At 61.0% G+C, this 16,006-nt stretch carries 14 protein-coding genes; 6 read left to right on the top strand and 8 right to left on the bottom strand.

Annotation, left to right across the window (positions count from 1 at the left end; translation table 11 throughout):
- The 6 genes from ACR0C6_RS09300 to ACR0C6_RS09275 form a co-directional block, all read right to left on the bottom strand.
- On the bottom strand, positions 1-1,083 hold the full coding sequence (locus ACR0C6_RS09300) for an ABC transporter permease (protein ID WP_152460136.1): 1,083 nt from the start codon (positions 1,081-1,083) through the stop codon (positions 1-3).
- 63 nt (positions 1,084-1,146) lie between these two features.
- Positions 1,147-2,664 (bottom strand): ABC transporter ATP-binding protein, encoded by a 1,518-nt coding sequence (locus ACR0C6_RS09295; protein WP_480446273.1) that lies wholly within the window; start codon positions 2,662-2,664, stop codon positions 1,147-1,149.
- Entirely contained in the window at positions 2,661-3,596 is a 936-nt protein-coding gene (gene xdhC / locus ACR0C6_RS09290) for a xanthine dehydrogenase accessory protein XdhC (protein ID WP_480446274.1), read from the bottom strand. Before xdhC ends, ACR0C6_RS09295 begins: the two co-directional genes overlap by 4 nt.
- Positions 3,596-5,998, bottom strand: coding sequence for a xanthine dehydrogenase molybdopterin binding subunit (xdhB, locus tag ACR0C6_RS09285; RefSeq protein WP_480618941.1), 2,403 nt, complete (start codon positions 5,996-5,998; stop codon positions 3,596-3,598). Before xdhB ends, xdhC begins: the two co-directional genes overlap by 1 nt.
- On the bottom strand, positions 5,995-7,356 hold the full coding sequence (xdhA, locus tag ACR0C6_RS09280) for a xanthine dehydrogenase small subunit (protein WP_480446276.1): 1,362 nt from the start codon (positions 7,354-7,356) through the stop codon (positions 5,995-5,997). Before xdhA ends, xdhB begins: the two co-directional genes overlap by 4 nt.
- A gap of 180 nt (positions 7,357-7,536) precedes the next feature.
- Positions 7,537-7,701, bottom strand: coding sequence for a hypothetical protein (locus tag ACR0C6_RS09275; RefSeq protein ID WP_480446277.1), 165 nt, complete (start codon positions 7,699-7,701; stop codon positions 7,537-7,539).
- Between ACR0C6_RS09275 and dnaE the strand changes: the two genes are divergently transcribed.
- The 3 genes from dnaE to ACR0C6_RS09260 all read left to right on the top strand — a co-directional run bounded on the left by dnaE (position 7,700) and on the right by ACR0C6_RS09260 (position 11,889).
- Complete coding sequence (gene dnaE, locus ACR0C6_RS09270; protein WP_480618940.1) at positions 7,700-11,200, top strand: DNA polymerase III subunit alpha; 3,501 nt, start codon at positions 7,700-7,702, stop codon at positions 11,198-11,200. The two genes, ACR0C6_RS09275 and dnaE, sit on opposite strands and share 2 nt — an antisense overlap.
- A gap of 85 nt (positions 11,201-11,285) precedes the next feature.
- Positions 11,286-11,504: a hypothetical protein gene (locus ACR0C6_RS09265; protein WP_171119082.1), complete on the top strand. Its 219-nt coding sequence runs from the start codon at positions 11,286-11,288 to the stop codon at positions 11,502-11,504.
- Between the two features lie 16 nt (positions 11,505-11,520).
- On the top strand, positions 11,521-11,889 hold the full coding sequence (locus tag ACR0C6_RS09260) for a hypothetical protein (protein ID WP_480618939.1): 369 nt from the start codon (positions 11,521-11,523) through the stop codon (positions 11,887-11,889).
- 4 nt (positions 11,890-11,893) lie between these two features.
- Here ACR0C6_RS09260 and ACR0C6_RS09255 read toward each other — a convergent pair whose 3' ends face one another.
- Positions 11,894-12,088 (bottom strand): SlyX family protein, encoded by a 195-nt coding sequence (locus ACR0C6_RS09255; RefSeq protein WP_152460143.1) that lies wholly within the window; start codon positions 12,086-12,088, stop codon positions 11,894-11,896.
- 129 nt (positions 12,089-12,217) lie between these two features.
- On the opposite strand from ACR0C6_RS09255, the gene hisS reads away from it, so the two are divergent.
- Genes hisS through hisG form a run of 3 tightly spaced genes read left to right on the top strand, consistent with a single transcriptional unit; the run spans position 12,218 to position 15,483 of the window.
- Complete coding sequence (hisS, locus tag ACR0C6_RS09250) at positions 12,218-13,705, top strand: histidine--tRNA ligase (protein ID WP_480618938.1); 1,488 nt, start codon at positions 12,218-12,220, stop codon at positions 13,703-13,705.
- A 3-nt stretch (positions 13,706-13,708) separates the two neighbouring features.
- Positions 13,709-14,797, top strand: coding sequence for an ATP phosphoribosyltransferase regulatory subunit (locus tag ACR0C6_RS09245; protein WP_171615021.1), 1,089 nt, complete (start codon positions 13,709-13,711; stop codon positions 14,795-14,797).
- On the top strand, positions 14,794-15,483 hold the full coding sequence (hisG, locus tag ACR0C6_RS09240; protein ID WP_171206995.1) for an ATP phosphoribosyltransferase: 690 nt from the start codon (positions 14,794-14,796) through the stop codon (positions 15,481-15,483). The genes ACR0C6_RS09245 and hisG overlap by 4 nt, the downstream gene beginning before the upstream one ends.
- Here hisG and ACR0C6_RS09235 read toward each other — a convergent pair whose 3' ends face one another.
- The gene (locus ACR0C6_RS09235; protein ID WP_480618937.1) at positions 15,484-15,915 is read right to left on the bottom strand and encodes a DUF1489 family protein; all 432 of its coding nucleotides are present in this window, start codon (positions 15,913-15,915) and stop codon (positions 15,484-15,486) included.
- Positions 15,916-16,006: the final 91 nt, after the last annotated feature.

Below are 16,006 nucleotides of genomic sequence, written 5' to 3'. Positions count from 1 at the left end.
TCACGCCACCTCGTTACGGGCCGCACGGATGCGGTAGTTGGTCAATAGGTCGAAGGCCAGCAGGAAGAACAGCAGCATGCCCTGGAACACCTGAATGGCAGCGGCAGGCAGGCCCAGCTGCGACTGCGCGATTTCACCGCCGATATAGGTCAGCGCCATCAGGCCACCGGCCAGCAGAATGCCCACAGGGTGCAGACGGCCCAAAAAGGCCACGATGATGGCAGTGAAACCGTAGCCCACGTTGAAATCGATGCTGACAACGCCTGAAGGGCCGGAAACCTCGAACATGCCCGCAAGTCCTGCAAGCGCGCCGGACAGACCCAGACAGAACAGGATCAACCGGGCCGGGTTCACACCCGCAAATTTCGCGGCGCGCGGTGCTTCGCCGGTCAGGCGGATGTGAAAGCCCAGCATGTGCCGGTTCAGCAGGACATAGGCAAAGATCACTGCGATCAACGCGGTCACAACACCCCAGTGCATGCCGGATCCGGCGATCAGTTCGGCATTGTGCGCACTGTCATAGGATTGCAGATTGCGGGACCCCGGGAAGCCAAACCCCTCGGGGTTCTTCAGCAAACCCAGAGAAACCGAGGCCAGCATCTGCTCGGCCACATAGACCAGCATCAACGAGACGAGAATTTCATTGGTGCCGAAACGCACCTTCAGGAAGGCGGGGATCATGGCCCACAACCAGCCGCCGAAGGCGCCGGCAATCACCATGATCGGAAAGATATAGAAGGCATCCAAAGGGTAAAAGGCCAGCCCGGCACCCGCCCCGAAGATGGCGCCCATGATATACTGTCCCTCGGCCCCGATGTTCCAGATGCCTGCACGAAAGCCCAGCGACAGACCGATGGCGATAAGCACCAGCGGAGCGCCTTTCACCAGCAGCTGTGGGCGGTAATAAAAGGCGAATTCACCAAAAAGAGGTTCCCAGAAGATGGTGCCGATGGCCTCAACCGGATTCTTGCCCAGTATGGCGAACAATACGCCGCCAAAAAACATCGTCGCCAAAACTGCAACCAACGGCGTCGCATAAGACCAGACCCTGGAAGGCTGAGGACGTTTCTCCAGCACAATCATCAGCTCATTCCCCTGACTTCTTCATCTTTTTTCAAATACTCTCGCCGAAGGCGGCCCAACAGATCACACATGCGCCACCTCCATTCCGTGGGCACCGCCCATCATCAGCCCGATTTCGTCCACCGTCAGTCCGGTTGTCGGACGTGGTGCGCTCAGGCGGCCCTCGTTCAGCGCAGCAAAGCTGTCCGAGATTTCCATCAACTCATCCAGATCCTGAGAGATGCAGACAACCGCCGTTCCCTTTGCAGCCAGGTCGAGGATTGCCTGCCGGATGGCCGCCGCCGCCGCGGCATCCACGCCCCAGGTTGGCTGGTTCACCACCAGCACATCCGGGTTTTGCAGCACTTCGCGTCCGATCACGAATTTTTGCAGGTTCCCCCCGGACAAGGACCGCGCCGCGTTGTCCGGGCCGGGTGTCCGGACGTCAAAAATCTCGATGATCTTCTCCGCAAAGCTCTTGGTCTCGGTCCATTTGAGAAAGCCGTTGCTTTCCAGACCCTCTCGAACCGACCCGGTCAACAGGGCGTTTTCGGTCAGGCTCATGTTCGGGGCAGCGGCATGGCCCAGCCGCTCTTCGGGCGCGGTCAACACGCCAAGTTTGCGTCGCGCGGTCGGACCCAGCTTGCCGATCGCCTGACCGTTGAACTTGATCGCGTCGGCAGATGTCAGGATTTCACCGGACAGAACGCCCAGCAACTCATCCTGCCCGTTGCCCGCAACGCCGCCAATGCCCAGAACCTCGCCCTTGCGGACAGTCAAATGCACGTTGCGCAATGCAGTACCGAATTCTGACGGAGAAGGCACCGACAGCCCGCTGACATCCAGCGTCACTGCGCCAAAATCACGCCCCGAACGTTCCGGGGTTTGCAGGGTCGTTCCCACCATCAGTTCGGCCATGTCGCGGGCCGAGGTCTCAGAGGGGACACACTCGCCCACATTCTTGCCCAGACGCAGGATCGTGGCGTGATCACACAGGGTCCGTATCTCTTCCAGCTTGTGCGAGATATACAGGATCGATGTGCCCTCGGACCGCAACTTGTTCAGCGTCTCGAACAGGATCTCGACCTCCTGCGGGGTCAGTACCGAGGTCGGTTCGTCCATGATCAGCAGTTTCGGGTCTTGCAGCAGGCAACGGATGATTTCAACACGCTGGCGTTCCCCGGCGGACAGATCGCCGACAGTGCGGAACGGATCCAGCGGCAGGCCGTAGGTTTCCGACACTTCGCGGATGCGCGAGGCCAGATCACCCATGGCGGGCGGGTTTTCCATCCCCAAGGCGATGTTCTCGGCCACGTTCAGCGCGTCAAACAGCGAAAAATGCTGGAACACCATCGCAATCCCGTCGGCCCGCGCGGCGCGGGGCTCGGGCGGCGCAAAAGGCTGACCGCGCAACAGCATGGTGCCACTGTCAGGTTTCACCAGCCCATAGATCATCTTGACCAGTGTGGATTTCCCGGCCCCGTTTTCCCCCAACAGGGCGTGAACTTCGCCCTCTCCGATGTCAAAGGACACCTGATCATTGGCCACGACACCGGGATAGGCTTTGGTCAACCCTTGCAGGCTCAGCAATGGAGTGGTCACGCGCTCAGGTCCTTCTTCAACTCATTCTGCCGGGCCGGACGCAGCAGGTGCGCTGCGACGCCCACGGCGATCATCTGCGGGTGTTTGCCCAGCGACGGGTCACCAATCGGGCAGGTAATCCGGCTTATCCGGTCGGGCGGATGCCCAAGGGCCGCCAGCCGCGATCGGAACCGCGCCCATTTGGTAGCCGAGCCGATCAGTCCCGCAAAGCGGAAATCGTGCAAAAGCAGCCTGTTGCACAGTTCTAAATCCAGATTGTGTGAATAAGTCAGCACAAGGTGCTCGGCATTGGGCGGTGCATGTCGCACAAGTTCGGCCGGTTTCGTCGCGGGCAGATCGGTCACGCCTGCGGGAATCACGTCCGGAAAGCGCTCGGGGCCGGTATCGACCCAAGTGATCGCAAGATCGGGCAGGGGGGACAGAACATCCACCAGCGCCCGTCCGACGTGACCTGCGCCCCAGATCCACAGGTTTCGTGCCGGTTTATGCACCGGTTCGATCATCCAGCCGTCGATCAGGCGTGGTTCGGGCGCGATGCCTTGATTGCGTACTGCCGTCAGCACTCGCTTGACCGAAAGAGGCATGGTGCCACCGGATGCTGATCGTGCAATGATCGTATCATCCAGCGTTTCAACCTTCATGAGATCATAGACTTCGCTGAACAACGAGACCGCTCCACCGCAACATTGGCCCATGTCCGGTCCCAGCGTGTGATGCGTCAGGCGCGTGGCCACTGTTTGCGATCGTGCGGCCTCTGCGGCCTGGTATTCCAGCGTACCACCGCCGATGGTTCCGCTTTGCCCGTCCTTCCAGACCAGCATCGCAGCACCCACCTCGCGAGGGGACGATCCTTTGATCCCGGCGATGACCACCCGAACCACTTTCCCGTGGGTTTTGACCGTCTCCCTCAAAGCCTCAAGGTCAACTCCCATCAGATGCCTCCCTTCATCCTCTGGACACCGCGCCAAACCTCTTCGGCCGTGGCCGGAGCGTTCAGGGCCGGGTATCTGTCTCCGCAGGCGGCAACTGCGTTCGACAGCGCCAGCCAGGCCGAGATCCCCAGCATGAAAGGCGGCTCGCCCACAGCTTTCGAACGATAGATGGTGTCCTCGCGATTTTCGCCATCCCAAAGCGTGACGTTGAAGATGTCCGGCCGGTCCGAGCAGGCCGGAATCTTGTAGGTCGAGGGCGTGTGCGTGCGCAGGTTGCCCGTGTCATCCCAGACCAGCTCTTCGGTCGTCAGCCACCCTGCACCCTGTACATAGCCGCCCTCAACCTGACCTATGTCCAAAGCCGGATTCAGCGACGCGCCCGCGTCATGCAGGATATCCGTTCGCAGAATGCGGTTTTCACCGGTCAGAGTGTCCACCGCCACCTCGGTAACGGAAGCGCCGTAGGCAAAGTAGAAGAAAGGGCGACCGCGCCCGGCGATCCGGTCCCATTCGATCTTGGGCGTCTTGTAGAACCCGGTCGCCGACAGGCTGACGCGCCCCTGATAGGCCAGTGCGGCGGCTTCGGCGAAGGTGTAGCGTTCTTCTGAAACCGAGACCTGCCCATCCGAGAACGTGACCGTCGATGGATCGGCCTGATGACGTTCCGCAAGATAGGCGGCCATCCGGTCGCGGATCGTGTCGCAAGCGGCCTTCACCGCCATACCGTTCAGGTCACTGCCCGAAGATGCCGCCGTCGCAGACGTGTTCGGTACTTTCGCCGTGTCGGTTGCGGTGATTTTCACCATCTCCAGCGGTATGCCAAAGCGCGACGCGGCGACCTGTGCGACCTTCTGGAACAGGCCCTGGCCCATCTCGGTGCCGCCATGATTCAAGTGGACTGATCCGTCCTGATAGACATGCACCAGCGCACCCGCCTGATTGAGGTGGGTCAGCGTGAACGAGATACCAAACTTGACCGGGGAAAAGGCGATGCCCTTTTTGATTACACTGTTCTCGGCATTCCATTTCGCGACAGCCGTCTTGCGCGCGGCATAGTCGCTGGATTTCAGCAACGCCTCGGTCATGCCGTGCAGTTCGAAATCGCTGACCTCCATCCCATAGGGTGTGGTGTTCCCGCCGGCGGGCAGAGGACGCACCGGTGCGTCACCCATTTCAACGGCGCCGCGGCTGGTCAGGTCTTCGTGCGGATCGGGATGCCCCAGTGGTTTTTCTGTCGGTGTGCTCTCGGTCACGGCGTGCGCGGGTGCGTAGTAATTCCGGCGGCGCAGCTCGACGGGATCCAAACCCAGCGCATGCGCGGCATGGTCCATGACCCGTTCGATGCCGACCATGCCCTGCGGGCCGCCGAACCCGCGATAGGCGGTGGCAGATTGGGTGTTGGTCTTCAACCGGTGGCTTTCGATCCGGGCGTTCGGCAAAAGGTAGGCGTTGTCCGAGTGCAGCATCGCCCGGTCGGCCACGGGCAAGGACAGGTCCTGCGCCCAGCCGCAGATCGCATAGTGGAGGAATGAGACGCCCTGTATATGGCCATGCTCATCGAACCCGGCCTTGTACGAAATGCGGAAAGCGTGGCGTTTGCCCGTGATGATCATGTCATCGTCACGGTCATAGCGCATCTTGCAGGCCTTGCCGGTTGCGCGGGCGGCCACGGCGCAGGCCACTGCCAAAGCGTTGCCCTGACTTTCCTTGCCGCCAAACCCTCCGCCCATGCGGCGGGTCTCGACCCGGACGGCGTGCATCGGAACACCCAGAGCGTCGGCCACTTTGTGCTGAATCTCGGTCGGGTGCTGGGTCGAGCTGTGCACCAGCATATCCGCACCTTCATTCGGCACGGCCAGCGCGGCCTGACCTTCCAGATAGAAATGCTCCTGCCCGCCCAATTCAAACGAACCTTCGATCACATGCGGCGCACTGGCAATGGCCGCATCCGCATCGCCCTTGGCATAGATGCGTGGACCATCTTCAAACCGGCTGTTGGCAGCCAGCGCTTCTTCGATCGTCAGGATCGGCGTTTCCTCGGCATAGTCGACCTTGCCCAATCGCGCCGCTTTGCGGGCGGCCAGATGGCTGGTGGCAACGACCAGGAACACGGGCTGACCGATATAATGCACCGTGCCGTCCGACAGCAGCGGCTCATCGTGGATCGAGGGCGAGACATCGTTGGCAAACGGCAGATCCTCTGCCGTCATGACCATCACGACACCCTCGGCGTTTTTGACAGCCGACAGATCCATTGCGGTGATCTTGCCCTTGGCGATCTGGCTCAGGCCAAAGGCCAGGTGCAGCGTGCCCTTGGGTGTCGGGATGTCATCCACGTACCGTGCCGCGCCCGAAACGTGCAAAGGGGCGGCGTCGTGGGGCAGGGCTTGCGTCACACTCATGCTGACACCTCCAGCACATTGGTGATCTCGCCCTGATCTTCCAGGAAATACCGTTGAAGCATCGCCTTGGCGGTTTCCAGTCGATACAGGGCCGAGGCGCGCATATCCGTGAGTGGCGAAAAGTCGTCGGCAAAGGATGGCAGCGCGGCGTCAACGGTCTTGCGCGTCCACGGTTTGCCGATCAAAGCGGCCTCGACATGGGTTGCCCGTTTCGGAACAGCAGCCATGCCACCATAGGCGATGCGCGCCTGTGTGACGCTGCCCTCCGAAACGGTTATGTTGAAACAGCCGCAGACGGCCGAGATATCCTGATCGAACCGTTTGCTGAGCTTGTAAGCCTTCAGGCGATCTGGCTGGCGGGGGAAGCTGACGGCTTCCACAAACTCGCCCGGAACCCGATCCTGTTTGCCGTAGTCGATGAAGAACTCTTCCAGCGGGATCGACCGCCGCTCGTCGCCCTTGCGCAGGTGCAGTGTCGCGTTCAATGCGATCAGCACGGGCGGGTTGTCCCCGATAGGCGAACCGTTTGCGATATTGCCGCCCACGGTGGCCGCATGGCGGACCTGAACGCTGGCATAGCGGCGGATCATCTCGGCATAGGACGGATGCAGATCGGCCAATGCTTCTGCCATGCGATTCATGTCGACCATTGCGCCAAAGCGGACTTCTTCACTGCCGAGCGTGATCTTCTTCAAATCATCACAGCGGTTGAGGAAGATCACCGGGTCCAGTTCGCGCAGTTGCTTGGTGACCCAAAGGCCCACATCGGTCGCACCAGCGACCAGAGTCGCATTCGGGTTCTCGGCATACACGGCGGCCAATTCGTCGGATGAAGTTGGCAGCATGCGCGAAGCGGCAATCGTTGCAGGTGGTTTATCTTTGACCCAAACCGGAACGGGCTGTTCCTCGGCCGCTTTCGCCGCGCGAATGATCGGCGCATAGCCGGTGCAGCGGCACAGGTTGCCTGCAAGCAAAGTGTCATGGTCCGTTGCACCGTTCGTGTGCCCGGCCACCATCGACATCACGAAACCGGGTGTGCAGAAGCCGCATTGCGAGCCGTGCAGATCAACCATTGCCTGCTGAACCGGGTGCGCTTCGCCATTCGGGCCGCTGGCACCTTCGACCGTGCGCACCGCTTTGCCATGCAGTTGCGGCAGAAACAGAATGCACGAGTTCAGTGCCTTGGCGCCTTCGTCATCCGTCACCATCACGGTGCAAGCCCCGCAATCGCCTTCGTTGCAGCCTTCCTTGGTGCCGGTCAGGCCGCGATCTTCGCGCAGCCAATCCAGCAGGGTGGCTGTCGGATCGATATCAGCCAACTCCACTGTCTCTCCGTTCAGAAGAAACGTGATGTTCATTAGAGAAACCCGTCGCCTTACCCGGTTGCGCCCTTGTGGCCCTCCTTCGATGCGACGTAGAAAGAGTGGCGGGCGAATTGCTTGCCATGAGATGTTAGAAACAGCGCGGCTTGTCTGGCAAGAAAAACCGCCTCTGTTATACACCATTAGACGTATACGGCCTGTGACCGTCTTTTCTGATTAATGAGCAGCCACTTGTAAATAAAGCGGTTTTTGATTGCGACGCCCAGTTAATCCCGAAGCACCTTCTGAAAAAGCCGAATAATCAATGGCGATTTTTTTGCGGCAAACGCGACGCGGTTCAGCCTTTTGCCGCGCAGCCGGCTGGGGTAGCTTGGGCGTCATGAGCAGTTCTCCACGATTCATCCACCTCCGCGTTCACACTGAATATTCCCTTCTGGAAGGCGCCGTGCGGCTGAAAAAGCTGCCGGGCCTGTGCGAGAAGATGGAAATGCCGGCGGTCGCCGTGACGGATACCAATTCGATGTTTTCGGCGCTGGAATTCTCGGTCACCGCAAGCGGCGCCGGGGTACAGCCGATCATGGGGTGCCAGGTCGATCTGACCTATGTCCAGGCCCAGCCGGGCGAGAAGCCGAAGATGCCCGTGCCTCTGGTGCTGCTGGCGCAGTCCGAGACCGGGTACGAAAACCTGATGAAACTCAGTACGTGTCTCTACGTGGACAAGGGCGGGCAACTGCCTCAGGTCACTTTGGAAGAACTGGCCGACCGGTCTGAAGGGTTGATCTGCCTGTCCGGTGGACCTGACGGCCCGGTCGGAATGCTGTTGCAACAGGGTCAGCGCCCGGCGGCCGAAGCGTTGGTCGATCGGCTGGCGGCAATGTTCCCCAACCGGTTTTATATCGAGCTTCAGCGCCATCCGGGTGAAGATGGCCAACCCGAGGCCGAGCGCCTGACAGAACGCGGCCATGTCGAGATGGCCTATGCCAAGAACCTGCCGCTGGTCGCAACGAATGACGTCTATTTCCCGACGCCGGACATGTACGAAGCGCATGACGCGCTGATCTGCATATCGGAAGGGGCCTATGTCGACCAGCAGGAAGGCCGCCGTCGGCTGACGGCTCAGCACTACTTCAAGTCACAACAAGAGATGGCGACCCTGTTCGCCGACTTGCCCGAGGCCATCGAAAACACCGTCGAGATCGCCAGACGCTGCGCGTTCATGGCCTATCGACGCGACCCGATCCTGCCAAAATTTGCGGATGACGAGGTGGCCGAGCTGCGGCGCATCGCCAATGAAGGCTTGCAGAAACGTCTGGCCGTGATCCCGCATGCCGTGACGCCCGAGGAATACCAGGAACGTCTGGATTTCGAACTGGGCATCATCGAAAGCATGGGTTTCCCCGGCTACTTTCTGATCGTCGCGGATTTCATCCAATGGGCCAAGGATCACGACATTCCGGTCGGGCCGGGGCGGGGCTCGGGCGCGGGCTCGCTGGTGGCCTATGCGCTGACGATCACCGACCTTGACCCGCTGCGCTACAGCCTGCTGTTCGAACGGTTCCTGAACCCCGAACGGGTCTCGATGCCCGACTTCGACATCGACTTTTGCATGGACCGCCGCGAAGAGGTGATCCGCTATGTTCAGCAGAAATACGGCCGCGACAAGGTGGGTCAGATCATCACCTTCGGTGCCTTGCTGTCCAAGGCCGCCGTGCGCGACATCGGGCGGGTGCTGCAAATGCCCTATGGGCAGGTGGACCGCCTGTCCAAGATGATCCCGGTTGAGGGGGTGAAACCTGTTTCCATCGAAAAGGCGCTGAAAGACGAACCCCGCCTGCGCGAGGCCGCGCGCGAGGAAGAGGTGGTCAACCGCCTGCTGACCTATGGCCAGCAGGTCGAGGGGCTGTTGCGGAATGCTTCGACCCACGCGGCGGGGGTGGTGATCGGCGACCGGCCTCTGGACGCGCTGGTGCCGATCTATCAGGACCCGCGTTCGGACATGCCCGCGACCCAGTTCAACATGAAATGGGTGGAACAGGCCGGGTTGGTAAAGTTCGACTTTCTGGGCCTGAAGACCCTGACCGTGATCCAGAACGCGATGGACCTGATTTTCAAATCCGGGCGCCCGTTGCACATCGCCGCCGATGGCACCGAACTTTATGAGCCCGCCGAGGGGGCTGAGAACCAGATCAACGCCATCCCGCTGGATGATGAGGCGACGTACAAGCTTTATTCCGCGGCCAAGACCGTGGCGGTGTTCCAGGTTGAAAGCTCGGGCATGATGGACGCGCTCAAGCGCATGAAACCCACCTGCATCGAGGATATCGTGGCTCTCGTGGCGCTCTACCGCCCCGGCCCGATGGAGAACATCCCCACCTATTGCGAGGTCAAGAACGGCCAGCGCGAGATCACCTCGGTCCACCCGCTGATCGACCATATCCTCGAGGAAACCCAGGGCATCATCGTCTACCAGGAGCAGGTGATGCAGATCGCGCAGGTCATGGCGGGCTACAGCCTTGGCGGCGCCGACCTGCTGCGCCGTGCGATGGGCAAGAAGATCAAAGAGGCGATGGACGCCGAACGCCCGAAATTCGAGGCCGGCGCGGCCAAGAACGGGGTGGACGCCAAGAAGGCCTCCGAAGTGTTCGACCTCTTGGAAAAATTCGCCAACTACGGCTTCAACAAGTCCCACGCGGCGGCCTACGCGGTGGTCAGCTACCAGACCGGCTGGCTCAAGGCGAACCACCCGGTCGAATTCATGGCGGGCGTCATGAACTGCGATATCCACCTGACCGACAAGCTGGCGGTGTATTTCGAAGAGGTACGAAAGGGTCTGGGCCTGCCTTACGTGCCGCCCTGCGTGAACCGCTCGCTGGCGACCTTCGACGTGGTGGACGGCCAACTGGTCTATGCGCTGGGCGCGCTCAAGAATGTCGGCGTCGAGGCGATGAATCTGGTCGTGCAGGGCAGGGGCGACAAGCCTTTCGTCAACCTCTTTGACTTCGCCCGCCGGGTCGATCTGAAAAAGGTCGGCAAACGTCCGCTGGAAATGCTGGCGCGTGCGGGCGCTTTTGATGAGCTCGACAAGAACCGTCGCCGCGTGTTCGAAAGCCTTGACCGTCTGGTACAGTATTCGGCGGCGATCCATGAACAGAAGAACTCCAATCAGGTGTCTCTGTTCGGCGAGGCAGGCGACGACCTGCCCGAACCGCGCCTGTCGCCGACACCCGACTGGCTGCCGGCGGAGCGCCTCAGCGAAGAATTCAAGGCCATCGGCTTCTACCTGTCCGGCCACCCGCTGGACGATTACATGCCTGCGCTGAAACGCAAACAGGTGATGACGCTGGACGAGGTGACGGAAAGGGCCCGGTCTGGCCCGTTCATCGCCAAGATGGCCGGTGTGGTCGCCGGGCGGCAGGAGCGGAAATCGGCCAAGGGCAACCGCTTTGCTTTCGTTCAAATGTCTGATCCCACTGGCGCCTATGAGGTCACGCTGTTTTCAGACACGCTGGAGAAGTGTCGCGAGTTTCTGGAAACCGGCGCGCAGGTCGTGCTGACTGCCGAGGCAACGATGGAAGCCGATCAGCTCAAGCTGCTGGGCCGCTCGGTTGGCCCTGCGGATTCCCTCGTGGCCGAGGCCGGAGCAACTGGGCTGCGCATCTTTGTGAACGAAGCGCAGGTCGTACCAACGGTCGCCAAGGTGCTCGAGGACGCCGCCTCTGCCGCGAAAGGGGCCGCACGGGGACCAGTCCAGTTCATGTTGCTGGACCCCAGCCTGCCCGGCGATGTTGAGATGGAACTGGGACGTGAATTCCCCATCAACCCGCAGATCAAGGGCGCGATCAAATCCCTTGAAGGCGTCATGACCGTAGAAGAGATATGACGCCGCTTTGTTGCCAGACTGTTGGTGCCCCGCTAGGCTGACTTTACAGAGATGTCTTTAGGTCATGCCACGGGAGGGCGTTGTTATGACAATAACGGGTCTCAAGTTCAGAAAGATTGTATTCGGCGCAGCAGCGACGCTGGCTTTGGTTTCGGCCTCAGCTGGTCTGGCGGATGACAAGAAAAAAGAAAACACGATCAAAGGCGCCGTGATTGGTGCGGGTGTCGGCGCGCTGATCGGCGACGGCAAAGGTGCCGCCGCCGGAGCGGTGGCCGGTGCGCTGATCGGCGCGAATTCCAAGTAAGCGGAGGAGCACCCGGATGAGGACGAATTTGCTTAAGCCAGCCGCCACCGCCTTAATGCTTGCAGCGCCCGGACTGGCCCTTGCCGACGAGGAAGCCGAACAGATGATGCAGGACGCGCTGCCGCTGATGTATCACACCTGCACCTCTGTTATCGAAGAGGCTGATGGTAACGAAGAGTACATTCTGGACGTTGTTGGGAAGATGACGGCCCTTTCGCTTTACAACCGTCAGGTTGACATCGAAGCCCACGCGACTTCGGATGAGCAAAAGGCGGCTCTGAGAGAAACATTTGTGGCCGCCTTGAAAGAGGGCTGCACCGGGGACGAAAACGCCCTGTTGGGAGGTGTTGTGGACAACGCGGTAAAATCGACGCTTGGGCTTTAATTCATCAATAGTGAGGCGGTCGTTCGTCACCAAAGACAACGCCGCCTGAACCTTCCTGCGCCCGTTCTGCTTCGCGCTGCAACAGCATTTCAACCCGTTGGGTCAGCCGGTCGATTTCCGATTGTTGTCTGGTGACGACCGTGTTCAGCTCGTCCACGGTACGGGTCAGATGTGCGATCTCTTCTTCCAGATGCTGCATGGGGGACTCCTGTCTTGCGCTGGTCATAGCGACACAGTCGGCCCAAGGCCAGAGAAAGCGCGCCTTGCCCCGATGCGGACCATGGGATAGACCGCGCGCGGAACAAGGACACTCCCAAGGACGCCCCACATGGCCAAGCCCAAGAAACAGCCCCGCCCCAAGGCCGTCACGCCGAAAGGGTTCCGCGACTATTTCGGCGAGGAAGTCACGCAGCGCACCGAGATGCTGCGGACGATTGCGGGCGTGTATCATCGTTACGGGTTCGACGCGCTTGAAAGCAGTGCGGTCGAGACCGTCGAGGCGCTGGGCAAGTTCCTGCCCGACGTGGATCGCCCGAACGAAGGCGTGTTCGCCTGGCAGGAGTTTGACGAGGGCGGCAATGGCGATTGGATGGCGCTGCGCTATGATCTGACAGCACCTTTGGCCCGGGTCTATGCCCAGCACCGCAACGATCTGCCCACGCCGTACCGCCGCTATGCGATGGGTCCGGTCTGGCGCAACGAAAAGCCGGGGCCGGGGCGGTACCGTCAGTTCTATCAGTGTGATGCGGATACGGTGGGGACGGCCAGCATGGCCGCCGATGCCGAAATCTGCGCGATGCTGTCGGATACGCTGGAAACCGTGGGCATTCCTCGCGGCGATTATCTGGTCCGGGTCAACAACCGCAAGGTTTTGAACGGCGTGCTCGAGGCCATGAGCCTAGGCGCGGACGCGGCAGCGCGCGACGACGTTCTGCGCACCATCGACAAGTTCGACAAGGTAGGTGAGCAGGGCGTGCGCGAGTTGCTGACCAAGGGCCGGCTGGATGCCTCGGGCGCGTTCATCGACGGTGTGGGCCTGTCCGACGATCAGGCCGAGCCGGTGATCGCCTTCCTGACCTCCAAGGCCGATGCTGCCGCCGGAACGCTGGCCAACCTGCGCGCGGCCGTGGGTGACAGCAAGATCGGCGCCGAAGGCATTACGGAACTGGAGCAGATCGGCGAGTTGCTGGCCGCGGGCGGCTATGGTGCTGATCGCATCCAGATCGATCCCTCGGTCGTGCGCGGTCTGGGGTATTATACCGGGCCGGTCTATGAGGCCGAACTGACGTTCGAGATCTTTGATGAGAAAGGCCGCAAGCGGCAGTTCGGGTCCGTCTCGGGTGGTGGGCGCTATGACGATCTGGTGAAGCGTTTCACCGGGCAGGAAGTGCCTGCGACAGGCATCTCCATCGGCGTTGATCGCCTGCTCGCAGCGCTGCGCGAAAAGGGTCGGATCAGTGCTCAGGCCACCGGCCCTGTGGTCGTGACCGTAATGGACCGCGACCGCATGGCCGACTATCAGGCGATGGTGGCCGAGCTGCGCAATGCCGGCATCCGGGCCGAGGTCTATCTGGGCAATCCCAAGAATTTTGGTAACCAGCTGAAATATGCGGACAAGCGGAATTCTCCGATTGCGGTGATCGAGGGCGGCGACGAAAAAGCCAAAGGCATCGTGCAGATCAAGGACCTGATCCTGGGGGCCAAGATTGCCGAAAGCGCCACGCTCGAGGAATGGAAGGAACGCCCCAGCCAGTTCGAGGTGCCGCGCGGCGATCTGGTCGCCAAGGTGCGCGAGATTCTGGACAGTCAGGACTAAGCCATGCCCAACCGATCCCAGATCCAGGCCCGGGCCGCGATGATGCGCGTGCGCTTCGAGGCCGCCGGGGCGCAGGTCGTCGACCCGCCGCTGCTGCAATCGGCCGAGACGCTGCTGGACCTCTACGGCGAGGATATCCGCGCGCGCGCCTATGTCACCTCGGACGCGCTGCGCGGCGAACAGATGCTGCGCCCGGATTTCACCCTACCGGTGGTGCAGATGCACATGCGCGACGGGGCCGAACCGGCGCGCTATACCTATTCGGGTGAGGTGTTCCGCCGTCAGGAGCATGACCCCGACCGCGCCAATGAATACATCCAGGTGGGATACGAGGTCTTTGACCGCGACGACCCGGCAGGCGCCGACGCCGAGGTGTTTTCGCTGATGGCGCTTCAGTTGCGCGGGCTGCCACTGCGCGCGGCAACCGGGGATATCGGTATCCTCACCGCTGCGGTCGAAGGGCTGCGCACGACCGAGCGTCGCAAGGCCGCCCTGATGCGGCACCTGTGGAGACCGCGCCGGTTCCGTATCTTGCTGGATAGGTTTGCAGGTCGCAAGGCGCCCTCGGAAGGGCGCGCCGCGCTGCTGGACGCTGCCGATCCGATGGCCTTTGAAGCCCCTATGATCGGCAAGCGCCGCAAGGCCGAAATCGCAGCGCGCATCGAAGCCCTGCGCGATGACCGCGATACGCCGCCGATTTCCGACAATGAACTGGCCGGGCTGGAAACGTTGCTGAATGTGCGCGAGACCATGCCATTTGCGCTGGAACAGCTGCGCGACGTGGCGGTGGATCTGCCCCAGATCACGCCCGCTCTGGACCGGTTGGAGGCGCGCGTGGCTGCGTTGCAAGCACGTGGCGTAGATGTCGAGCGGTTGGATTTCGAGGCCGCCTATGGCCGGACATCGATGGAATATTACGATGGTTTTGTTTTTGGGTTTTACGCGGAAGGTCGGCCTGACCTGCCTCCGATCGCCACGGGCGGGCGCTATGACGCGCTGACACGGCAATTGGGCCGTGGAGACGAAATCCCGGCTGTCGGCGGCGTGTTGCGCCCCGACCTGATGCTGGAGATTGAGGAGGGTGCTGTATGAGCCTGAAACTGGGTGTGCCCTCGAAGGGCCGGTTGATGGAAAAGACCTTCTCGTGGTTCGAAAAACGCGGCATCACCTTGTCACGCAGCGGGTCGGACCGGGAATATGCGGGCAAGGTCGAAGGGATCGACGGTGTCTCTCTGATCCTGCTGTCGGCGGGGGAAATCCCGCGTGAACTGGCGGCGGGGCGGATTCATCTGGGCGTCACCGGGATCGATCTGGTGCACGAGAAACTGCCGCGCTGGGAACAGCAGGTTGAAGAGGTTTCGCAGCTTGGATTCGGCAAGGCTGATCTGATCATCGCAATCCCGGCATGTTGGGTCGATGTCGATACGCTTGATGATCTGGACGCGGCAGCAGCTGCGTTTCGCAAAACCCATGGCCACCGGCTGCGGATCGCCACCAAATACCACCGTCTGGTTCGGGAATTCCTGACAGAAGCGGGCGTGGCCGATTACACGCTGGTCGACAGTCAGGGTGCGACTGAAGGCACGGTGATGAATGAAACCGCTGAAGCAATTGCCGACATCACTTCGACCGGAGAGACCCTGCGCGCGAACCACCTGAAGATCCTCTCGGACGGTCTGATCCTGCAATCGCAGGCCACGCTTTGGCGCAGTCGCGTTGCAAAATATGATCCGACAGAAAAAGCGGTTCTGTCCGAACTGCTGGATCGGTTGCGGTAACTACAGAACCCCGATTTCCGCCAGGGCGCGGTTCAGATCATCGGGCAGGGCATCGTCCTGCTCGCGGTTTTTGGGCAAATCGGCAGGAGTATCTTCAGGCTTGAGATAACGCCATCCCTGAAACGGGCGTTTCAGGGCGTTCTGAGTGCGGTGCAACTTGGGGTCTAGCACAATGGCACAGCGGCGGATACCATCCTCTCCGATCACTTCATCCAGCCGCAGGATCCGCTGGCGGCATTGGATTACGCCCTTGATGACCCAATAGATCGATCCGCCGTTCAGAATTTCGGCTTCGCGCTTGGGCCACATGCGGGTGACGTGGCGTGGAAGGCCATCTGCGAACCGCTGGCGATAGCTGTCCTGCCAGGCCATCAGCGTGTCGACGCTTTCCGAACCAACGGACAGTTTTATGAGGTTTACGTAATTATCCACAGCTTTCCCACAGAGTCGTCCCGAAGACCATCTTTATATTGTAGCTTGGTTCCAATTGTCATCAAGGTGTTGTGGTGAGCATGTGATTTGA

Source organism: Ruegeria sp. AL12, from assembly GCF_056540885.1.
This window is presented reverse-complemented; position numbering and strand designations above follow the sequence as displayed.

Coding starts and splice junctions, on each gene's coding strand:
- ACR0C6_RS09265 (WP_171119082.1), top strand. CDS start 11,286: ATGACAATAACGGGTCTCAAGTTCAGAAAGATTGTATTCGGCGCAGCA.
- xdhA (WP_480446276.1), bottom strand. CDS start 7,356: ATGAACATCACGTTTCTTCTGAACGGAGAGACAGTGGAGTTGGCTGAT.
- ACR0C6_RS09260 (WP_480618939.1), top strand. CDS start 11,521: ATGAGGACGAATTTGCTTAAGCCAGCCGCCACCGCCTTAATGCTTGCA.
- xdhC (WP_480446274.1), bottom strand. CDS start 3,596: ATGGGAGTTGACCTTGAGGCTTTGAGGGAGACGGTCAAAACCCACGGG.
- ACR0C6_RS09245 (WP_171615021.1), top strand. CDS start 13,709: ATGCCCAACCGATCCCAGATCCAGGCCCGGGCCGCGATGATGCGCGTG.
- xdhB (WP_480618941.1), bottom strand. CDS start 5,998: ATGAGTGTGACGCAAGCCCTGCCCCACGACGCCGCCCCTTTGCACGTT.
- hisS (WP_480618938.1), top strand. CDS start 12,218: ATGGCCAAGCCCAAGAAACAGCCCCGCCCCAAGGCCGTCACGCCGAAA.
- dnaE (WP_480618940.1), top strand. CDS start 7,700: ATGAGCAGTTCTCCACGATTCATCCACCTCCGCGTTCACACTGAATAT.
- ACR0C6_RS09255 (WP_152460143.1), bottom strand. CDS start 12,088: ATGCAGCATCTGGAAGAAGAGATCGCACATCTGACCCGTACCGTGGAC.
- ACR0C6_RS09300 (WP_152460136.1), bottom strand. CDS start 1,083: ATGATTGTGCTGGAGAAACGTCCTCAGCCTTCCAGGGTCTGGTCTTAT.
- hisG (WP_171206995.1), top strand. CDS start 14,794: ATGAGCCTGAAACTGGGTGTGCCCTCGAAGGGCCGGTTGATGGAAAAG.
- ACR0C6_RS09275 (WP_480446277.1), bottom strand. CDS start 7,701: ATGACGCCCAAGCTACCCCAGCCGGCTGCGCGGCAAAAGGCTGAACCG.